The organism is Pseudomonas sp. NY15463 (assembly GCF_048068415.1).
GTDB lineage: Bacteria > Pseudomonadota > Gammaproteobacteria > Pseudomonadales > Pseudomonadaceae > Aquipseudomonas > Aquipseudomonas mosselii_C.
Genome location: NZ_JBLUQD010000003.1, coordinates 142,434 through 158,035 on the forward strand (window position 1 = coordinate 142,434; position 15,602 = coordinate 158,035).

Consider the following 15,602-nt stretch of genomic DNA (forward strand, 5'->3'; position numbering starts at 1 on the left):
GCACTTGCCGAGATCAGGGGATTGGCTATGAAGCCGTCAAGCTGCCTGAAAGCGCGTGCAATCAGCCGGATGAATCGTGAGAACCCCAGCGTTTCTAGTGTGGTGCTGCCCCAGCTCAGATGACTTTCACCGCGCGGCCGATGAACTTCACGGGTCCGGTGGGTGCGCCGGTAGGAGAGCCCCCGGCTTTTTCCAGGGTCAGCTCGAACAGCTGATTGGGCTCAAGCGCAGGCAGACGAGTGAGCGGCACACGGTAGGCTTCGCCTGGCCTGACCAACCCCAGCGAAACCGGTGCGCGCCACTGATCACCCTTGGTCCAGAACTGCAACGTCATGCCCTCTGGTACGTCGTCACGCGCAAGGGGGATCAGTTCGATCATGCGCGCATCGTTCGCCTGCACGACCCATCCCGGGGCCTGATTCGAAGGTGCTACCAGCACTACCATGTAGGTGGTCACAGGTGGCGCCTTGCTCAGCAGGGCCAAGCTCAGCACCAGGCTGGCGGCGAGCCCGGCAGCGGCCAGGCCCTGCCAGAGCCCAAGCCGGCGCCACCTGCTGATGGGGCGTTGCAGCGGGGCCTTGAGTTCGTCAAGGCTGCGTTCGATCCGGCTCCACAAGCGGCTGGTGGGGGTTACGGGCTCGACCAACGCGGTCAGGTTCAGCAGGCGAGCCTCCCAGCCGTCCACTGCGGCGCGTACAGCCGGCTCGGTGTTCATACGCGCGATCAGCGCGGTACGCTGCTCGCCGCTCAAGGTGCCCAGCACATATTCGGCCGCCAGCTCATCGAGTGCTTCGGGGCTTTCATCCTCAGGGGTAGGTTTCATCCCATGCACGCTCGCAGCAGTTTCAGGCTTCGCCTGATCCAGGCCTTTACCGTGCCCAAGGGCGCGTCGAGCAGGGCCGCGATCTGCGCGTTGCTACAGCCGTCCACATACGCATGCAGGATGCAGCGTTGTGCGGCGGGCTGTAGGCGCTCCAGACAGCGGTAGATCTTTGCCGAGCCGGACCAAAGGTGCAGCTCGTCAGTGTCTGCTGCCAGCGTCGCGATGGCGCTCATGTCGGCATCATCCATAGAGGCTTCCCAGTGGCTGTCACGCACCGCGTTCAGCGCCAGGTGACGTGTTAGGCTGTAGACCCAGCTCCGAGCGGAACCCCGTTGCGGATCAAAGCGGGCGGCGCGTGTCCATATACGTACGAAGGCATCGTGAACGATGTCCTCTGCACTGGCCTGATCGCGCACGATTCGCTTGGCCACGCCGAGCAAACGAGAACCCTCGTGTTCATAGAGTGCCTGCAACGCTCGGCGGTCTCCCTGAGCACAGGCGGCGAGGCAGCCTTCGAAGTCGAAAGGCGCAATGGGCGAATTCAATTAGGCAGCTTTCCGTGGCAGCGTAGGTCGGACGATACCCTGGCCTGTTGGCCAGGGGCTCGCCCAAGAGCGTAGATGATCAATCGCCGCACTGCCGCTAGGCCCCGGTCATTTGGCCGACCAGAACACGTAATCGGCCTGGTACTTGACGACCTGCTGCGTGCCTTTGTTCTGCGCCGTGCAGTCCATGGCCGGCGCCACCCCACCCCGGGTAGCGAGGCGCTGGATATAGCTGACCCCCTGCATGGCGCCTTTGCCTTCAGCGGGGTTGGCCTTGACCAGTTGGTACGGAATATCGCCTTTGGCCGCAGGTGCCACCGCAAGCTGCGTACCGGTCACTTTCGAACCGTCCTTGGCCTGCCAGGTGGCCGGCGGACCAAAGTAGTCACCCACAGGCTTGCCGGTGCGGTCATTGAGCACCGCCTTGGGGCCGACGAAGAACCACTCGGTCTGGCCGGGCGAATTGGCCTTGTCGCGGCATTCATAGGTAATTTCGCCGACGCCGACGGTTTCGAGCATGACGCGGTGGCCATCGGGCACCTTGACTGCCTCGGGTAGCGCCGATTGCCCATGGGCGCTCGCAGCGCCCAGCATGCAGCAGGCGGCCAATACGGAGAAAGCGGGTTTTATGCGCATGTGATGAACTCCTGTGGGGTCATGGGCCAGCCAATTGTCGGCTGCCTGATAAGCACTACCCGCCAGGTTTCATTTTGGATGCATCTGCTTCAAGCAATTTTGCGCGTGGCGCCGAAAGCTGTATCACGGGGTCACGTTGCCTTCGGCAAGTGGCCCCCATGAAGGTGCCCGCTGATCCTCCGGCAAACGGCTGTCATGCGTTCGCCGGGTGAGGCACGGGTGGGTCAGACCACGAAACGCGTGACCAGTTGATTGAGGTTGACCGCCAATTGCGACATCTCGCTGCACGCGCTTGCGGTCTGGCTCGCGCCGGCGGCGCTTTGCGAGGCGAGATCGCGGATGCGCAAAAGGTTCTGGTCCACTTCACGCGCTACATGCGATTGCTCTTCAGACGCCGTCGCGATCTGCAGGTTACGCTCATTGATTTGCGTGATCGCGCTGGCGATCTCATCCAGGGAGCTGCTGGCTTGCTGGGCGATACCCAAAGACTGGTTGGCCAAGTCACGGCTGGTGTTCATCGCCTGCACGGCATTCTCGGAGTCGGCTTGAATCGTCGCGATCATCTGCTCGATCTCTTGCGTCGACAGCTGGGTGCGATGCGCCAACGCCCTGACTTCGTCTGCGACCACTGCAAAGCCACGCCCCTGTTCACCCGCGCGTGCCGCTTCGATTGCCGCGTTGAGGGCCAGCAGGTTGGTTTGCTCGGCAATGCCACGGATGACTTCCACGACTTTGGAGATATCTTGCGCGCGCTCCGACAACCCTTGGATCTGTTCGCTGGTCTGCTCGACGTTACCGCTCAGGCGCTGGATCGACTTCAAGGTCTGCGCGACCCGCTCCTGGCCGCTTTGGGTAAAGCCTTGGGTACGTTTGGAGTCTTGAGAGGCGGATTCTGCATTGCGGGCGACCTCATCCACCGCTGCGCTCATCTCGGTCACTGCCGTCGCGGCTTGATTGACCTCGTCGTTTTGCGCGACCAGGCCGCGGCTCGACGCTTCCGTGACCGCTGTCATTTCCTCGGAGGCCGAGGCCAGCTGTGTCGAAGAGTCCGATATCTGGACAATCGTATTGCGCAGGTTTTGCTGCATCTGCGCCAATGCCTGGAGCAGTCTGCCGGCTTCATCGGTCCCGCTGGCCTGCACGTCCTTCGACAGGTCGCTGTTGGCGATGCGCTCGGCCACGGACAATGCAGCACTGATTGGCGAGGTAATGCTTCGGGTCAGCACCAAGGCCAGGCCGATCGTCAGCAGCACCACTGCGACAATGATGGCGATAACCAGCCAGCGACCTGATGAATAGATGTAGGTCGCAGTCTCGCCGGCTTGCGCGGCACCTTTGTTGTTGAAGTCGGTGAGTGCCTGGATCTGCTCTTCCATGCCGCTGGTCAACGGGCGAATACGTGTGGCGACCAGATTGACCGCCCCGGGAATGTCGCCAGCCTGCATCATGGGCTCGAGCAGATCCAACTGCTGTTGATAGGCCTGCGCGCTGGTTTTCACGGCAGAGAACAAGGTGCGCTCCTGATCGCTGGCAATGAGCGGCTCGTAATTGGTGACGGCATCTGCCATCACCTGACGATAGTCAGGAAAGTTTGCGATGGTTTTCTGCAGGCTTTGCGGGTCCGCCAGCGCGCGCTGCGTTTCCAAGCGCAGGCGAAGCATCGAAGCGTTCATTATCGCGGTTTGGCGAATACTGGCCATCCAGTTCTGCTCGACGTCTTTTTCGATGTCACGCAGCTTGCTCATCTGGACCACTGCGAAAATACCCAGCACAACCACGAGCGCTACGATCAGCGAGAAAAAAAGCGCAGCTCGGGGCGCCAAGTTGAGGTTTCTTACATTCACGGGCGGTCTCCAGAGGATGGGCGGTTCAGCACTTGGAAAGCTATCGGCTCGGCCCACAAAAAAATGAGATGCCGTCGTGGCTTTTCAGCAAGGGCCTGATGGGCGTCAAGACGTCGAGCTGTGCCCACAACCGTTTATGCGGGCTTAAGCCAAGGCGATCACCCATCACCGGTTAATCGACCTGTACGGGATGATGTGATCGTACAACCAATGTGGATTTATCCGATTTTCAGGCCGTAGCGTCGCGAACAAGATTATGTTGTACGACGACCTATCACTTGGTACTCTCCTTGTTGAAACAATTTGTCTCAATTGACCCTGCCGGTCCTTGAGCCAAATCACCACACCTCTAAAAACAAAAGCCAGGTGAACCATGAAGATCAAAGGCATCCGTTGGTGGATGGTCAGCCTTGTCACGGCTGGACTCGTCGTCAACTACCTCGCCCGCAACACGCTGTCGGTGGCCGCGCCCACCTTGATGAGCGACCTTTCCATCAGTACCGAGCAATACGCCAAGATCGTCGCCGCCTGGCAGGTTTGCTACGCGTTGATGCAGCCGATCGCCGGCTGGTTCATCGACTTCATCGGCACCAAGCTGGGTTTTGCCGTGTTCGCCCTGGCATGGTCGGTGGCCTGTGCGGGCGCGGCGTTGGCCTCGGGCTGGCAGAGCATGGCATTCATGCGTGGGTTGCTGGGCATGACCGAGGCGGCCGGGTTGCCGGCCGGGGTCAAGGCGACCACCGAATGGTTCCCGGCCAAGGAGCGCTCGGTGGCCATTGGTTGGTTCAACATCGGTTCTTCCCTCGGTGCATTGCTGGCGCCACCGCTGGTGGTGTGGGCGATCCTGCACAGTGGCTGGCAGTTGGCATTCGTGCTGGTGGGCGTTTCTGGCATCGTTTGGACCCTGCTGTGGATGCTGCTTTACAAGCACCCGCGGGACCAGAAGCGCTTGAGCAACGAGGAGCGCGACTACATCCTGTCTGGCCAGGAAGCGCACTTCAAACAAGAAGCCCGTGAGAAGGGCGCCTGGAAGCGGATTTTCAAGACCCGCAACTTCTACGCCATCGCCTCGGCACGCATCCTGTCGGAGCCGGCCTGGCAGACCTTCAACGCCTGGATTCCGCTGTACCTGATGACCGAGCGACACATGAACATCAAGGAAGTGGCGATGTTCGCCTGGTTGCCGTTCCTGGCGGCCGATATCGGCTGCGTGCTGGGCGGCTACCTCAGCCCGCTGTTCCATCGTTACTTCAAGGTCTCGCTGTTCACCTCGCGCAAGATGGTGCTGGTGTTCGGTGCCAGCTGCATGATCGGGCCGGCCTGCATCGGCCTGGTGGAAAGCCCCTACACTGCCATTCTTCTGCTGTGCATCGGTGGCTTCGCTCACCAGACGCTGTCTGGAGCACTGTATTCGATCACGTCGGACTCCTTCAGCAAGGACCAGGTGGCCACCGCCACCGGCATGGGTGGGATGTGCGGCTACCTGGGGGCGGCGGTGTTCACCCTGGTGTTCGGCGTGCTGGTCACGCAAATCGGCTACAGCCCGCTGTTCGTGGTGCTGGCAGTGTTCGACGTGATCGCCGCGTTGCTGGTGTGGAAGGTGGCGCGCGAGGTGTTGGCCGAACCGGCCAAGCCGGCTGTGCCGGTGAGCGCTGAGGCGTTGGCATAATCGCTGCGGCCCATCGTGGAACACCCCGCGATGGGCCGCACAGGCACTGTGTTCACTCAGGCTGGTACTGCACGCTGAACCCCAAGCTCATGCCTTGCCCTGGCTGCAACAGCCGCAAGCCTGGCCGCCCTGGCAAGTGATGGGCATTGACCGGGTGGCTGACCGGCTCGAAGCAGAAGAAATCCTTGCCCTCTGGGCAGAACAGCAGAAAGTGCTCAGTGCCGCTGGCGCTGCAACGCAGGCGATAGCCCGGTTGTTCGATGATGCAGTGTCCTGGCCAGCCCCCGAAGCCATGATCGACTGTTCTGGCAGGTAACGGGCCCATGGGCTCGAACTGCCAGTCATCGGGCAGCGAAGCCTGGCGCGACGGCAACTGATCCTGCTCAGCCAGCCATACATGCTGCGCCGCCGCTTGTAAGCGGGTCTGGGCGTGGCGCGGGAAGTAGGGGTGCAGCCCCAGGCCAAACCAATTCGCTACCTCGCCCAGCGCGGTCACCTCTAGCGCCAGGTTCAGGCAGCCCTCATGCAGCGTCACCTCCAGCGTCGCCCGGTAGGCGAACGGCACCTGGGTTTCGAGAGTCAGCCGCGCGCGTTGTTCGCTGTGGTGCTCGACGTGCCAGGCCTGCTGCCAGGCGCTACCGTGGATCGGATAGGGGTCGTGCTCGGTGTTGGGGGGCAGGGCCTGCCAGCCATCGGGGCGAGCAAAGCCCCCTTCGCCGATGCGGTTGGACCAAGGCACCAAGGGGTAGCAGCCCAGGCGGCGTGGGGTGCCGGCAGCCAGCGCTGCGGCATCGCTGTGGCGCAGCAGGGCCTGCCCGGTGCGCTTCGCCGTCCAGTTGACCAGGCTGGCGCCTATGTCGGGGGCCAGACTCAAGCGGGTCAGGCGGTCTTGCAGGTGCAGCAGGGGCACGGCCATCGAAGGCTCCTTGTCACACAGGGGTCAGTTGGCTCGGCGGTAGGTCAGCAGCACGATGCCGCACACCACCACGGCGCCGCCGATCAGTTGCAGGCTACCCAGCTGCTGGTCGAGCAACGCCCAGCCCAGTAGCAAGGTGGCGATGGGTTCGACGTTCATCACCGGTGCGTTCTGCGCCATGTTCAGCCGTGGCACGCAGACGAACAGCAACGTGAAGGCCACGCCGTACAGCACCACCAGGCTGGCCAGGGCCGCCCAGCCGGCAGGGCTGGTCGGAGGTGATAAGCCCGCAGGCATCACGCCGCTGGCGCCGGCCACCAGCATGCTGGTGAACACGATCAGCAAGGTCAGCAAGCTGCGCACCGGGCCGCGCACCTCGGCCAGTTTGTGGTCGGTTATCCACAGGCCGCAGGCGAACGCACAGGCCGCGCCAAAGGCCAGGCTCACGCCCAGCGCCCAGTGCGGGTTGGCCTCAGCGCCGTCGGCCAGACGTGCCGGCACATCCAGCGCCAGCACTAGGCCGCAGAGGATCAGGCCCATGAATAGCACGGTGCGGCCAGTGGGACGCGCACCACCCAGGGCCCAAGTGAGCAGCGCCAGCAGCATCGGGAAGGTATTGCCCACCAGCAGCGCCAGGGCCACCGGAATGCGTGCCACTGCCGAATACAGGCACAGGCTCTGGGTGGCGATCAGCAGGCCCAGTAGCAGTTGCCAGCGCCGTGTGCCACGCGGCAGGCCCAGCGCCTGGCGCTGCCACATCAGCAGGCAGGCCAGGACCAGGAAAGTGATGCCCGAGCGGCAGAGGATTGCCAGCAACACGCCGGTACCGTCATCGAAAGCGATGCGTGCGGCGATGTGGTTGGCGGCGAACGAGCAGGCCAGCAGTGCCAACAGCGCGATGGCCAGCTTGCGGGGCAATAGTGGTGGGGCAGAAGCGGTCACAGCCATGTGCAGGGTCCATTCGCAGAAAAGCTCGCCAGTGCTCCGCCGCCCCGTAGGCGCGAGCGAGGCCGCGCCTACGGGGCGTACGGGATTACAGGACGACGCTAGGCAGCCACAGCGAGATGGCTGGGATGTAGGTCACCGCCATCAGCACCAGGAACAGTGCCAGGTAGAACGGCAGCAGCGCCTTGACCGTCGATTCGATGCTCACCTTGCCGATGGCTGAGCCGACGAACAGCACCGCGCCTACTGGCGGAGTGATCAGCCCGATACCCAGGTTCACCAGCATGATCATGCCGAAGTGCACCGGGTCCACGCCGATGCCGGTGATCACCGGCAGCAGGATCGGGGTGAGAATCAGGATCAGCGGCGCCATGTCCATCACCGTGCCCAGCAGCAGCAACATGAAGTTGATGCACATGAGGATCACGTAGCGGTTGTCCGACAGGGTCAGGAACGCCGTGGTGATCTTCGAGGGGATCTGCATCAGCGTCATCACGTAGCCGAAGCTTGCGGCAAAGCCGATCAGGATCATCACGATGGAGATGGTACGTACCGTGCGGTGCATCAGCTTGGGCAGGTCGCGCCACTTGTAGTCGCGGTAGATGAACATGGTCACGAAGAACGACCACACCACTGCCACGGCTGCCGATTCGGTCGCGGTGAACACCCCGGAAAGAATACCGCCAAGGATGATCACCATGGCCATCAGGCCCCACAGCGCTTCACCCGCGATTTTCAACGCTTGGCGCAGTGGGATCACCTCGCCCTTGGGGTAGTTGCGTTTCTTGGCGAAGATCAGGCACAGGCCCATCATCACCGCGCTGAGCAGTAGCCCAGGCATCACCCCGGCCATGAACAGCGAAGCGATCGACACCGTACCGCCAGCAGCCAGCGAGTACAGCACCGAGTTGTGGCTGGGTGGGGTCAGCAGCGCCTGCACCGAACCGCTGACGGTTACCGCCGTGGAGAACTCGCGCGGGTAGCCCTTGCGTTCCATTTCCGGGATCAGCACCGACCCCACCGAGGCCGTGTCGGCCACCGATGAGCCGGAGATGGCCCCAAAGAACGTCGAGGCCATGATGTTGACCAGCGACAGCCCACCACGCACGAACCCCACCAGTACCCCGGCGAAGGCCACCAGCCGACGCGACATACCGCCCTCGGCCATGATCGCGCCGGCCAGCACGAAGAACGGGATGGCCAGCAGCGAGAATTTGTTAACCCCGCTGGCCACTTGGATCATCATCGCCTGCAACGGGATGTCGATGTACCAGGCGCCGATCAACGCGGACAGGCCCAGGGCATAGGCCACCGGCATGCCCACCAGAATCAACGCGATGAAGCTGCCCAACAGAATGACTGCGTCCATTTATGCCGCTCCTTCGCGTTCTTCGAGTTGGTCGAAACGCATCACTTTGCGTTCGCTCTGATCGCCCAGCAGGAGCCTTTCCAGCACGAACACCAAGGTCAGCAGGCCGCCCAGTGGAATCGGCGCGTAGGTCATGCCCACTCGCACGCCCGGCAGTGAGGCCAGCGACTGGTTCCAGGTGGTGATGCACAGCTGCGTGCCGTACCAGGTCATGAACACGCAGACCAGTACCATCAGCACTTGCACCAGCACCGAGCCCAGCCGGCGCTGTAGTGGTGGCAGGCGGTCGGTGATCATCGTCACCGCCATGTGCGCGCCAGCGCGGTAGCTGGCGGCGGCCCCGATGAAGGTGAACACCACCATCAACAGGATTGCCACCGGCTCTGGCCAGCTGGAGCCGGTACCCAGGACGTAGCGGGCGAAGATGCCCCAGGGAATGATCAGCGCCATGCTCAGGATCGACAGGCCTGCGATCCAGATGCAGCAGCGGTAAAGCGTGTCGTTCACGCTGAGGAGAAGCGATTTCATAGGCGTCACCTAAACGGCAGTGCGGCGTTCGCCGCACTGCCAGGGTCGTCTGGGAAGGGGCGAAGTTACTGTACGGCGTCGATACGCTTCATCAGGTCGGCGTACTGCGCGCCGTACTTCTCGCGTACCGGGGCGGTGGCGTCGTAGAACGGCTTGGTGTCGACACTGATGAACTCGACGCCGGCGGCCTTGAGCTTTTCTTCACTGGCTGCGGACTTGGCGTCCCACAGCACGCGCTCTTCCATCTGCGCCTCGCGGGCGACCTTTTTCACCAGCGCCTGCTGGTCGGGGGTGAGTTTGTTCCAGGTGGTCTTGGACATCACCACCGGCTCCGGCAGGATCAGGTGGTTGGTCAGGGTGAAGTACTTGGCGCTCTGGTAGTGGTTGTGTTCGAGCAGGGTCGGTGGGTTGTTCTCGGCGCCGTCGATCACCCCGGTCTGCAAGGCGCTGAAGATCTCGCCAGTGTCCATGGCGATACCGTTGCCGCCCATGGCGTTCATCATGTCGATGAACAACGGGTTACCCTGCACGCGGATCTTCATGCCCTTGAGGTCTTCCAGGCTGCGCACGGGTTTTTTCGTGTAGAGGCTACGCGAGCCGCCATCCATCCAGGCCAGGGCCACCAGGTTGAATGGGGAGTCGGTGATTTTGTCGAGGATTTCCTGGCCGATCTCGCCGTCGATGACCTTGCGCATGTGGGCGTGGTCGCGGAACACGAACGGCATGTTGAACACGTTCACATCCGGTACCACCGGGCCGACGATACCCAGGCTGACGCGGGTCATTTGCACGGCGCCGATCTGCGCTTGTTCGATCACTTCCTTTTCCGAGCCGAGTACGCCACCTGCGAACATCTTGAAGGTGATATCGCCATTGGTGGCCTGCTCGAGCTTCTTGCCCATGTTTTGTTCGGCGACCACGGTGGGATAGCCAGCGGGGTGGATCTCGGCGAATTTGATGTCCAGCGCCGAGGCCGGCATGGCCAGGCTGAAGGTCAGGGGGAGTACGGCAAGAAGCAGCTTGCGTTTGAAGGTCATGGTGAAACTCCGTGGTTTTTATTATCTGGTTTCGGTCGTGCAAGTGTGTGGGCCGCAGCGTTCAGCCTTGCCAGGCAGGCTCCTCCAGGCCCTTGGTGCCAGGATTGAGGGCAAATACCCCGCCCGCCAGCGGCTGGTCGCCGAGATCGGTGTTCGCAGGGCGGATAGAGGTGACGTACAGGGTGTCGAGGTCGGCGCCACCGAAGGCGCACATGGCCGGTTTTTTCACCGGCACTTCAAGCGAGCGGTCGAGGCGCCCCTGCGGGGTGAACCGGTGGATCAGCCCAGCGTCGTTGCCGCAGATCCAGTAGCAGCCATCCTGGTCGATGGCAGCGCCATCCGGACGGCCGGGGTAGTCGCGCATGTCGACGAACAGCTGCTGGTTGTAGGGGGTGGCGCTGTCGATGTCGTAATCGAACGCCCAGATCTGCTGCACGTCCGGGTGCGAGTCGGACAGGTACATGCGCCTGCCGTCTGGGCTGAAGGCCAGGCCATTGGGCACGATCATCCCGCCGTGCTGCACATGCAGTCGATGTTCGCCGTCGTAGCGGTACAAGGCGCCGACGCTGGCGCCCTGCTGCATGTCCATTTGCATGGTGCCAGCCCAGAAACGGCCTTGGCGGTCACAGCGCCCGTCGTTGAAACGCATGCCGGGCTGGGCATGTTCGACGCTGGCCAGCGGCGTCTGGGCGAGGCGCCCGTCGGCCTGCGCGTGCAGTTCGAAGATGCCGCTCTGCATGCCGGCAATCCAGCCCTGCGGGCCGCGGGCAATGCAGGCGAGCATTTCGTCGCCTTGCCACACCTGATGTGCGCCGTCTGCCGGGCGCCAGCGGTGCAGCTGGCGGGCGGGAATGTCGACCCAGTACAGGGCCTGTTCGCCGGCGTGCCACACCGGGCTCTCGCCGGTGCCGTTGCGGGCGTCGAGGATCAGTTCGCACGTCATGGGCAGCCCCTCTGGGGTCGATCAGTTGAAGGGGCCGGCCGCGACGAAGGCGCCGCCCTGGTAGACCATGCTCGGGTCGTCGGCGGCGGGCGCTGGCTGGGCCTGGACGGCGGCGCGGAACACCTCGGAGGTGTCCTTGGGCGCATAGCCCAAATGTTCGGCGTAACGGTTGTCCCACCACACCGTACGGTTGTTGGAGGCGCCGTAGACGATGGTGTGGCCAACGTTGGGGGTGAACAGTCCGCGCTCGATCAGTTGCACCAGGTCGTCATAGCTCAGCCAGGTGCAGAGCATGCGAGGGTTCTGCGGCTGCGGGAACGACGAGCCGATGCGGATGCTCACGGTCTCGATGCCGTAGCGGTCGAAGTAGAAGCTGGCCATGTCCTCGCCGTAGCACTTGGAAAGGCCGTAGTAGCTGTCCGGGCGGCGTGGCGAGTGCGCGTCGATGCGCTCGTCCTGGCGGTAGAAGCCGATGGTGTGGTTGGAGCTGGCGAAGATGATGCGCTTGACCCCATGCTGGCGCGCGGCCTCGTAGACATGGAATACCCCGCAGATGTTGGGGCCGAGGATGGTCTCGAAGGCGTGTTCGGTGGAGACCCCGCCAAAGTGGATGATGGCGTCCACGCCTTCGACCAGAGCATGTACGGCCGCCTTGTCGGCGAGGTCGCAGGTCACGACTTCTTCGTGCGGGCCGCGGGCGGGCTCCATGGGGCTGATGTCGGAAAGGCGCAGGACGTCGGCGTAGCCTTGCAGGCGTTCGCGAAGGACCTTGCCCAGGCCGCCTGCGGCTCCGGTGAGCAGCAGGCGCTTGAGGGGAGTGGTGGTCATGGCGGGCTCGTATTGTTTGTTGTTGTAAGTTGTCGTATGACTAAGATTATCGGCAGCGCTTTCAGGCGTTGTCAATGCTGCATTCGGGCCAGGCTGCTGTGTCTCGTCTGCCAAGCGGGCCGCGGCTTTTCCGCGCCCGCTTGGCCAAACGCCAGTTACAGCAACGACAGCGGGTAGTTGAAAATCAGTCGGTTCTCGTCGAACTCGTTGTTGCTGTAATCGCGACGAATCGACGAGTTGCGCCATTTCACGCTCAAGTCCTTGAACGCCCCGCTCTGGATCACGTAGGCCAGTTCGGTCTCGCGCACCCATTCCTTGCCGTCGGTTACCGCGCCGGTGTGCACGTTGTCGCCGCTGATGTAGCGGTTCATCAGCGTCAGCCCCGGCACCCCGACGGTGACGAAGTTGAAGTCATGGCGCAGCTGCCATGAACGTTCCTCGGCGTTGTCGAAGCTGGAGTTATAGCTGTCGTTGGCCAGGGTGCCGCCACTGGTGCCATTGACCCGCATCCAGGTGTTGCCATCTACCCGTTGCAGGCCAACCCAGAAGGTATGCCCGGCGTACTTGGCCGAGAACATGCCCGACCAGGTCTTGTTGTCCAGTTGTCCTGCGCGTGCTGCGCCGTCGTCGTCGCCGTGGAAATAACCGAGGTTCGCGCCCAAGGTCCAGGCGCCCAGCGGCTGGCTGTGGCTCAACTGCACGTATTGCTGCTGGTAGACGTCCTTGAGTTCGGCATTCCACAAGCCGATCAGGGTGCGCTTCTGGTTGAAGGTGTATTCGCCGCCGACGAAGTTGAAGCGATCAGACAGCGCGCCGCCGTAGCTCATGTCTTCCATGCTGGCGTCGTTGCGTGGGCTGTTACCACGGAACTGCCCGCCGTACAGGGTCAGGCCGGCGAATTCGTTGGAGGTTATCTGCCCGCCGCGGAAGGTCTGCGGCAGTGAGCGGCCATCATCGGAGCGCAGAATTGGCAGCACCGGCATCCACTCACCGATCTTCAGTTCAGTCTTGGAGATCCGCGCCTTGCCCGCTACTGCCAGGCGTCCGTAGTCATCGGCTGGGCGGCCATCGTCATGGCGTGGGAGAAGCCCGGTGCCATAGGTGCCGCCACCACCGTCGAGTTTCACCGACCACAGGCCCAGCACATCCACGCCGAAGCCGACCGGTCCTTGGGTGAACCCGGAGCGGGCGTCGAGGATGAAGCTTTGGGTCCATTCCTCGGCCTTGCTCTGCGGGTTGCTGGGGTTGGTGAAGTTACGGTTGATGTAGAAGTTGCGCAGCCCGAGCGTGGCTTTGGCGTCTTCGACAAAGCCCTCTGCCTGGCTGGTGGCAGGCAGGCTAGCGAAGACGCTGGCGCCGAGCAGTGCAAGGGGAAGGGTCTGGCCGATTTTCATTATTGTTGTGCTCCCTGAGGGTGTGGCAGCCCGTCCCGTTGCGCGTAGGCGCCAGGTTATGGGCGGTAGGTGTCCAGCCCGGAATGGGCCAGTCGATACGTGCTTGAGGAGCCGGGGTCAGCTGACCAGGGGGGGCGGCAACTTACCGTAGAGGTTTACCGGGCAAAGCAGCGGATGCAGGAAACGGACGTGTCGCGTGGCGGATGTCGACATGGTGGGGGCGCTCGTTGTTATTTTTGTTATCTGTTGTCGTACAACGTGCGGGATTATTATCAAGCGCTGCCGGGGCTGTCAATGCTTGTTCGATGCGCGTGCGTCGGGGGAGGTTTCGCGAGTGCCATCACGGCACAGGTCAATGGATCGCCATTACATTTGCCGTACTTTGCCAAGTCCGTGTATCACCAAGGATGAGAACGTCATGCAGAAAATGGAGCGTTTCCACGACATTCAGCCCCTTGAGCGCCCCGGTATCACCCTGCTGCTCAATGGCCACCCAGTAGTTGCCGCCGCAGGCGAGACCGTGCTCAGTGTGCTCAATGCCGTCGGCCTGCGGCAGGTCGCTCGTGATGACCACGGTCAGCGCAACGGTGCTTTTTGCGGTATGGGCGTGTGCCACTGCTGCCTGGTACAGATCGACGGTCGACCGAAGCGGCGTGCTTGCCAGACGCTTGTGCAGCCGGGCATGCAGGTCGAAACCCTGGTCAATCGCGTCTGCGGGGAGGTGCAGCCATGAGCCTGCGTCCCGTGATCGTCGGTGCCGGCGCTGCCGGCATGGGCGCGGCTATCGAACTGGCTGAGCACGGTGTTGGCAGCTTGCTGCTCGACGAGGCCTCGCGGCCTGGAGGTGTGGTGTATCGCGGCCCGCTGCGCGCCGGGGTCGACCTCGGCTACCTGGGCACCCGTTATGCCAAGGCCCTGAACGCACTGCACAGGGATTTCGCCGCCAGTGCCGAGCACATCGAGCTGCGCTTGAACCATCGCGTCGTCGGGGGGGACGGACAGCGGCTGATGGTGCTCGATGCCGATGAACAGCTGCATGCGATCGACTACGACGCCTTGCTGCTGGCGGCCGGTTGTCATGAACGTAACGTGCCGTTCCCCGGCTGGACCTTGCCGGGCGTGATGTTGCTCGGTGGGCTGCAACTGCAGGTCAAGAGCGGTGTGGTCAAGCCGCTTGGGCGCACCCTGATTGCTGGTACCGGCCCTTTGCTGGCGCTGGTGGCCTGTCAGCTTCACGCCGCTGGTGCCAAGGTGGCCGGGGTGTACGAGGCCTGCGCGTTCAATCGTATCGCGCGTGAAAGCCTGGCACTGATGAACAAGCCCCAATTGTTCCTCGACGGCCTGAGCATGCTGGCCTACCTGAAGCTCAACGGTATCCCCATGCACTACGGCTGGGGCGTGGTCGGCGCAGGCGGTTACAACGAGCTGCGCGAGGTCAGCGTGGCGCCGTATGGCACCGACTGGCAACCGGACATGAGCCGCGTGCAACGTGAGGTGGTGCAGACCCTCGCGGTGGGCTACGGCTTCATACCGCGTACCCAACTGAGCCAGCAACTGGGCCTTGCCCATGGTTTCAGCGAAGAGGGATACCTGCGCCCGGAGTGTTCGGTCTGGCAACAGAGCAGCCAGCCGAACATTCACCTGGCCGGCGACATGGCCGGTATCCGTGGCGGCGAGGCCGCCATGCTGACTGGGCGGATTGCCGCCGTATCGATGCTCCACCAGAGGGGCACGCTGGATGCCGAGCAGGCCCTCGACAAGCGTGAGCGCTACCTGGGCAAGCTGGCGGCGATCATTCGCTTTCGCTCGGGTGTCGAGCGCTACACCGCGCGCGGCACCGCACAGCTCGAACTGCCACAGCCTGACACGGTGATTTGCCGCTGCGAGCACGTCACCCGCCAGCAGATCGACCAGGCGCTGGAGCAGGGTGTGCAAGACATGGCTAGCTTGAAAATGCGCACACGGGTGAGCATGGGCGATTGCCAGGGGCGTATGTGCGTGGGCTATTGCAGCGATCGGTTGCGCAGCGCCACCGGGCGCCAGGACGTAGGCTGGCTGCGCCCGCGTTTCCCGGTCGACCCCATCCCGCTCTCGGCATTCGAAGCACTAGGCACGGAGGCCTGAA

15 protein-coding genes are annotated in these 15,602 nt (G+C 63.0%); 3 read left to right on the top strand and 12 right to left on the bottom strand.

The window, feature by feature from the left end; genetic code table 11:
• Positions 1-115: 115 nt before the first annotated feature.
• The 4 genes from ACNFIC_RS08510 to ACNFIC_RS08525 all read right to left on the bottom strand — a co-directional run bounded on the left by ACNFIC_RS08510 (position 116) and on the right by ACNFIC_RS08525 (position 3,827).
• Complete coding sequence (locus tag ACNFIC_RS08510; RefSeq protein WP_138220767.1) at positions 116-823, bottom strand: anti-sigma factor; 708 nt, start codon at positions 821-823, stop codon at positions 116-118.
• Positions 820-1,368: a sigma-70 family RNA polymerase sigma factor gene (locus tag ACNFIC_RS08515; RefSeq protein ID WP_138220766.1), complete on the bottom strand. Its 549-nt coding sequence runs from the start codon at positions 1,366-1,368 to the stop codon at positions 820-822. The genes ACNFIC_RS08510 and ACNFIC_RS08515 overlap by 4 nt, the downstream gene beginning before the upstream one ends.
• 108 nt (positions 1,369-1,476) lie before the next feature.
• On the bottom strand, positions 1,477-2,004 hold the full coding sequence (locus ACNFIC_RS08520) for a DUF3455 domain-containing protein (RefSeq protein WP_138220765.1): 528 nt from the start codon (positions 2,002-2,004) through the stop codon (positions 1,477-1,479).
• A gap of 224 nt (positions 2,005-2,228) precedes the next feature.
• Positions 2,229-3,827, bottom strand: coding sequence for a methyl-accepting chemotaxis protein (locus ACNFIC_RS08525; RefSeq protein ID WP_416780979.1), 1,599 nt, complete (start codon positions 3,825-3,827; stop codon positions 2,229-2,231).
• A gap of 394 nt (positions 3,828-4,221) precedes the next feature.
• Between ACNFIC_RS08525 and ACNFIC_RS08530 the strand changes: the two genes are divergently transcribed.
• On the top strand, positions 4,222-5,517 hold the full coding sequence (locus ACNFIC_RS08530; RefSeq protein ID WP_138220763.1) for an MFS transporter: 1,296 nt from the start codon (positions 4,222-4,224) through the stop codon (positions 5,515-5,517).
• 52 nt (positions 5,518-5,569) lie between these two features.
• Here ACNFIC_RS08530 and ACNFIC_RS08535 read toward each other — a convergent pair whose 3' ends face one another.
• The 8 genes from ACNFIC_RS08535 to ACNFIC_RS08570 all read right to left on the bottom strand — a co-directional run bounded on the left by ACNFIC_RS08535 (position 5,570) and on the right by ACNFIC_RS08570 (position 13,477).
• Positions 5,570-6,433 (bottom strand): aldose 1-epimerase, encoded by an 864-nt coding sequence (locus tag ACNFIC_RS08535; protein ID WP_416780755.1) that lies wholly within the window; start codon positions 6,431-6,433, stop codon positions 5,570-5,572.
• A gap of 24 nt (positions 6,434-6,457) precedes the next feature.
• A complete protein-coding gene (locus tag ACNFIC_RS08540; RefSeq protein WP_416780757.1) occupies positions 6,458-7,381 on the bottom strand; it encodes an EamA family transporter in 924 nt (307 codons plus the stop codon).
• Between the two features lie 85 nt (positions 7,382-7,466).
• Entirely contained in the window at positions 7,467-8,747 is a 1,281-nt protein-coding gene (locus tag ACNFIC_RS08545; protein ID WP_138220760.1) for a TRAP transporter large permease, read from the bottom strand.
• Complete coding sequence (locus tag ACNFIC_RS08550) at positions 8,748-9,275, bottom strand: TRAP transporter small permease (RefSeq protein ID WP_416780759.1); 528 nt, start codon at positions 9,273-9,275, stop codon at positions 8,748-8,750. It abuts the gene before it with no gap.
• A 65-nt stretch (positions 9,276-9,340) separates the two neighbouring features.
• The gene (locus tag ACNFIC_RS08555) at positions 9,341-10,312 is read right to left on the bottom strand and encodes a TRAP transporter substrate-binding protein (RefSeq protein WP_138220758.1); all 972 of its coding nucleotides are present in this window, start codon (positions 10,310-10,312) and stop codon (positions 9,341-9,343) included.
• Positions 10,313-10,373: 61 nt separating this feature from the next.
• On the bottom strand, positions 10,374-11,255 hold the full coding sequence (locus ACNFIC_RS08560) for a glucurono-1,5-lactonase (protein WP_416780762.1): 882 nt from the start codon (positions 11,253-11,255) through the stop codon (positions 10,374-10,376).
• Positions 11,256-11,276: 21 nt separating this feature from the next.
• Positions 11,277-12,083, bottom strand: coding sequence for an NAD-dependent epimerase/dehydratase family protein (locus tag ACNFIC_RS08565; RefSeq protein ID WP_138220756.1), 807 nt, complete (start codon positions 12,081-12,083; stop codon positions 11,277-11,279).
• Between the two features lie 155 nt (positions 12,084-12,238).
• Positions 12,239-13,477 (bottom strand): OprD family porin, encoded by a 1,239-nt coding sequence (locus ACNFIC_RS08570; protein ID WP_416780764.1) that lies wholly within the window; start codon positions 13,475-13,477, stop codon positions 12,239-12,241.
• Between the two features lie 418 nt (positions 13,478-13,895).
• Between ACNFIC_RS08570 and hcnA the strand changes: the two genes are divergently transcribed.
• Together hcnA and hcnB are read left to right on the top strand one after the other, a co-directional pair.
• Positions 13,896-14,210, top strand: coding sequence for a cyanide-forming glycine dehydrogenase subunit HcnA (gene hcnA / locus ACNFIC_RS08575; protein ID WP_138220754.1), 315 nt, complete (start codon positions 13,896-13,898; stop codon positions 14,208-14,210).
• Complete coding sequence (hcnB, locus tag ACNFIC_RS08580; RefSeq protein WP_416780767.1) at positions 14,207-15,601, top strand: cyanide-forming glycine dehydrogenase subunit HcnB; 1,395 nt, start codon at positions 14,207-14,209, stop codon at positions 15,599-15,601. Before hcnA ends, hcnB begins: the two co-directional genes overlap by 4 nt.
• The last annotated feature ends 1 nt before the right edge of the window (position 15,602 follow it).

Coding starts and splice junctions, on each gene's coding strand:
- ACNFIC_RS08510 (WP_138220767.1), bottom strand. CDS start 823: ATGAAACCTACCCCTGAGGATGAAAGCCCCGAAGCACTCGATGAGCTG.
- ACNFIC_RS08520 (WP_138220765.1), bottom strand. CDS start 2,004: ATGCGCATAAAACCCGCTTTCTCCGTATTGGCCGCCTGCTGCATGCTG.
- ACNFIC_RS08530 (WP_138220763.1), top strand. CDS start 4,222: ATGAAGATCAAAGGCATCCGTTGGTGGATGGTCAGCCTTGTCACGGCT.
- ACNFIC_RS08535 (WP_416780755.1), bottom strand. CDS start 6,433: ATGGCCGTGCCCCTGCTGCACCTGCAAGACCGCCTGACCCGCTTGAGT.
- ACNFIC_RS08540 (WP_416780757.1), bottom strand. CDS start 7,381: ATGGCTGTGACCGCTTCTGCCCCACCACTATTGCCCCGCAAGCTGGCC.
- ACNFIC_RS08545 (WP_138220760.1), bottom strand. CDS start 8,747: ATGGACGCAGTCATTCTGTTGGGCAGCTTCATCGCGTTGATTCTGGTG.
- ACNFIC_RS08550 (WP_416780759.1), bottom strand. CDS start 9,275: ATGAAATCGCTTCTCCTCAGCGTGAACGACACGCTTTACCGCTGCTGC.
- ACNFIC_RS08555 (WP_138220758.1), bottom strand. CDS start 10,312: ATGACCTTCAAACGCAAGCTGCTTCTTGCCGTACTCCCCCTGACCTTC.
- ACNFIC_RS08560 (WP_416780762.1), bottom strand. CDS start 11,255: ATGACGTGCGAACTGATCCTCGACGCCCGCAACGGCACCGGCGAGAGC.
- ACNFIC_RS08565 (WP_138220756.1), bottom strand. CDS start 12,083: ATGACCACCACTCCCCTCAAGCGCCTGCTGCTCACCGGAGCCGCAGGC.
- ACNFIC_RS08570 (WP_416780764.1), bottom strand. CDS start 13,477: ATGAAAATCGGCCAGACCCTTCCCCTTGCACTGCTCGGCGCCAGCGTC.
- hcnA (WP_138220754.1), top strand. CDS start 13,896: ATGCAGAAAATGGAGCGTTTCCACGACATTCAGCCCCTTGAGCGCCCC.
- hcnB (WP_416780767.1), top strand. CDS start 14,207: ATGAGCCTGCGTCCCGTGATCGTCGGTGCCGGCGCTGCCGGCATGGGC.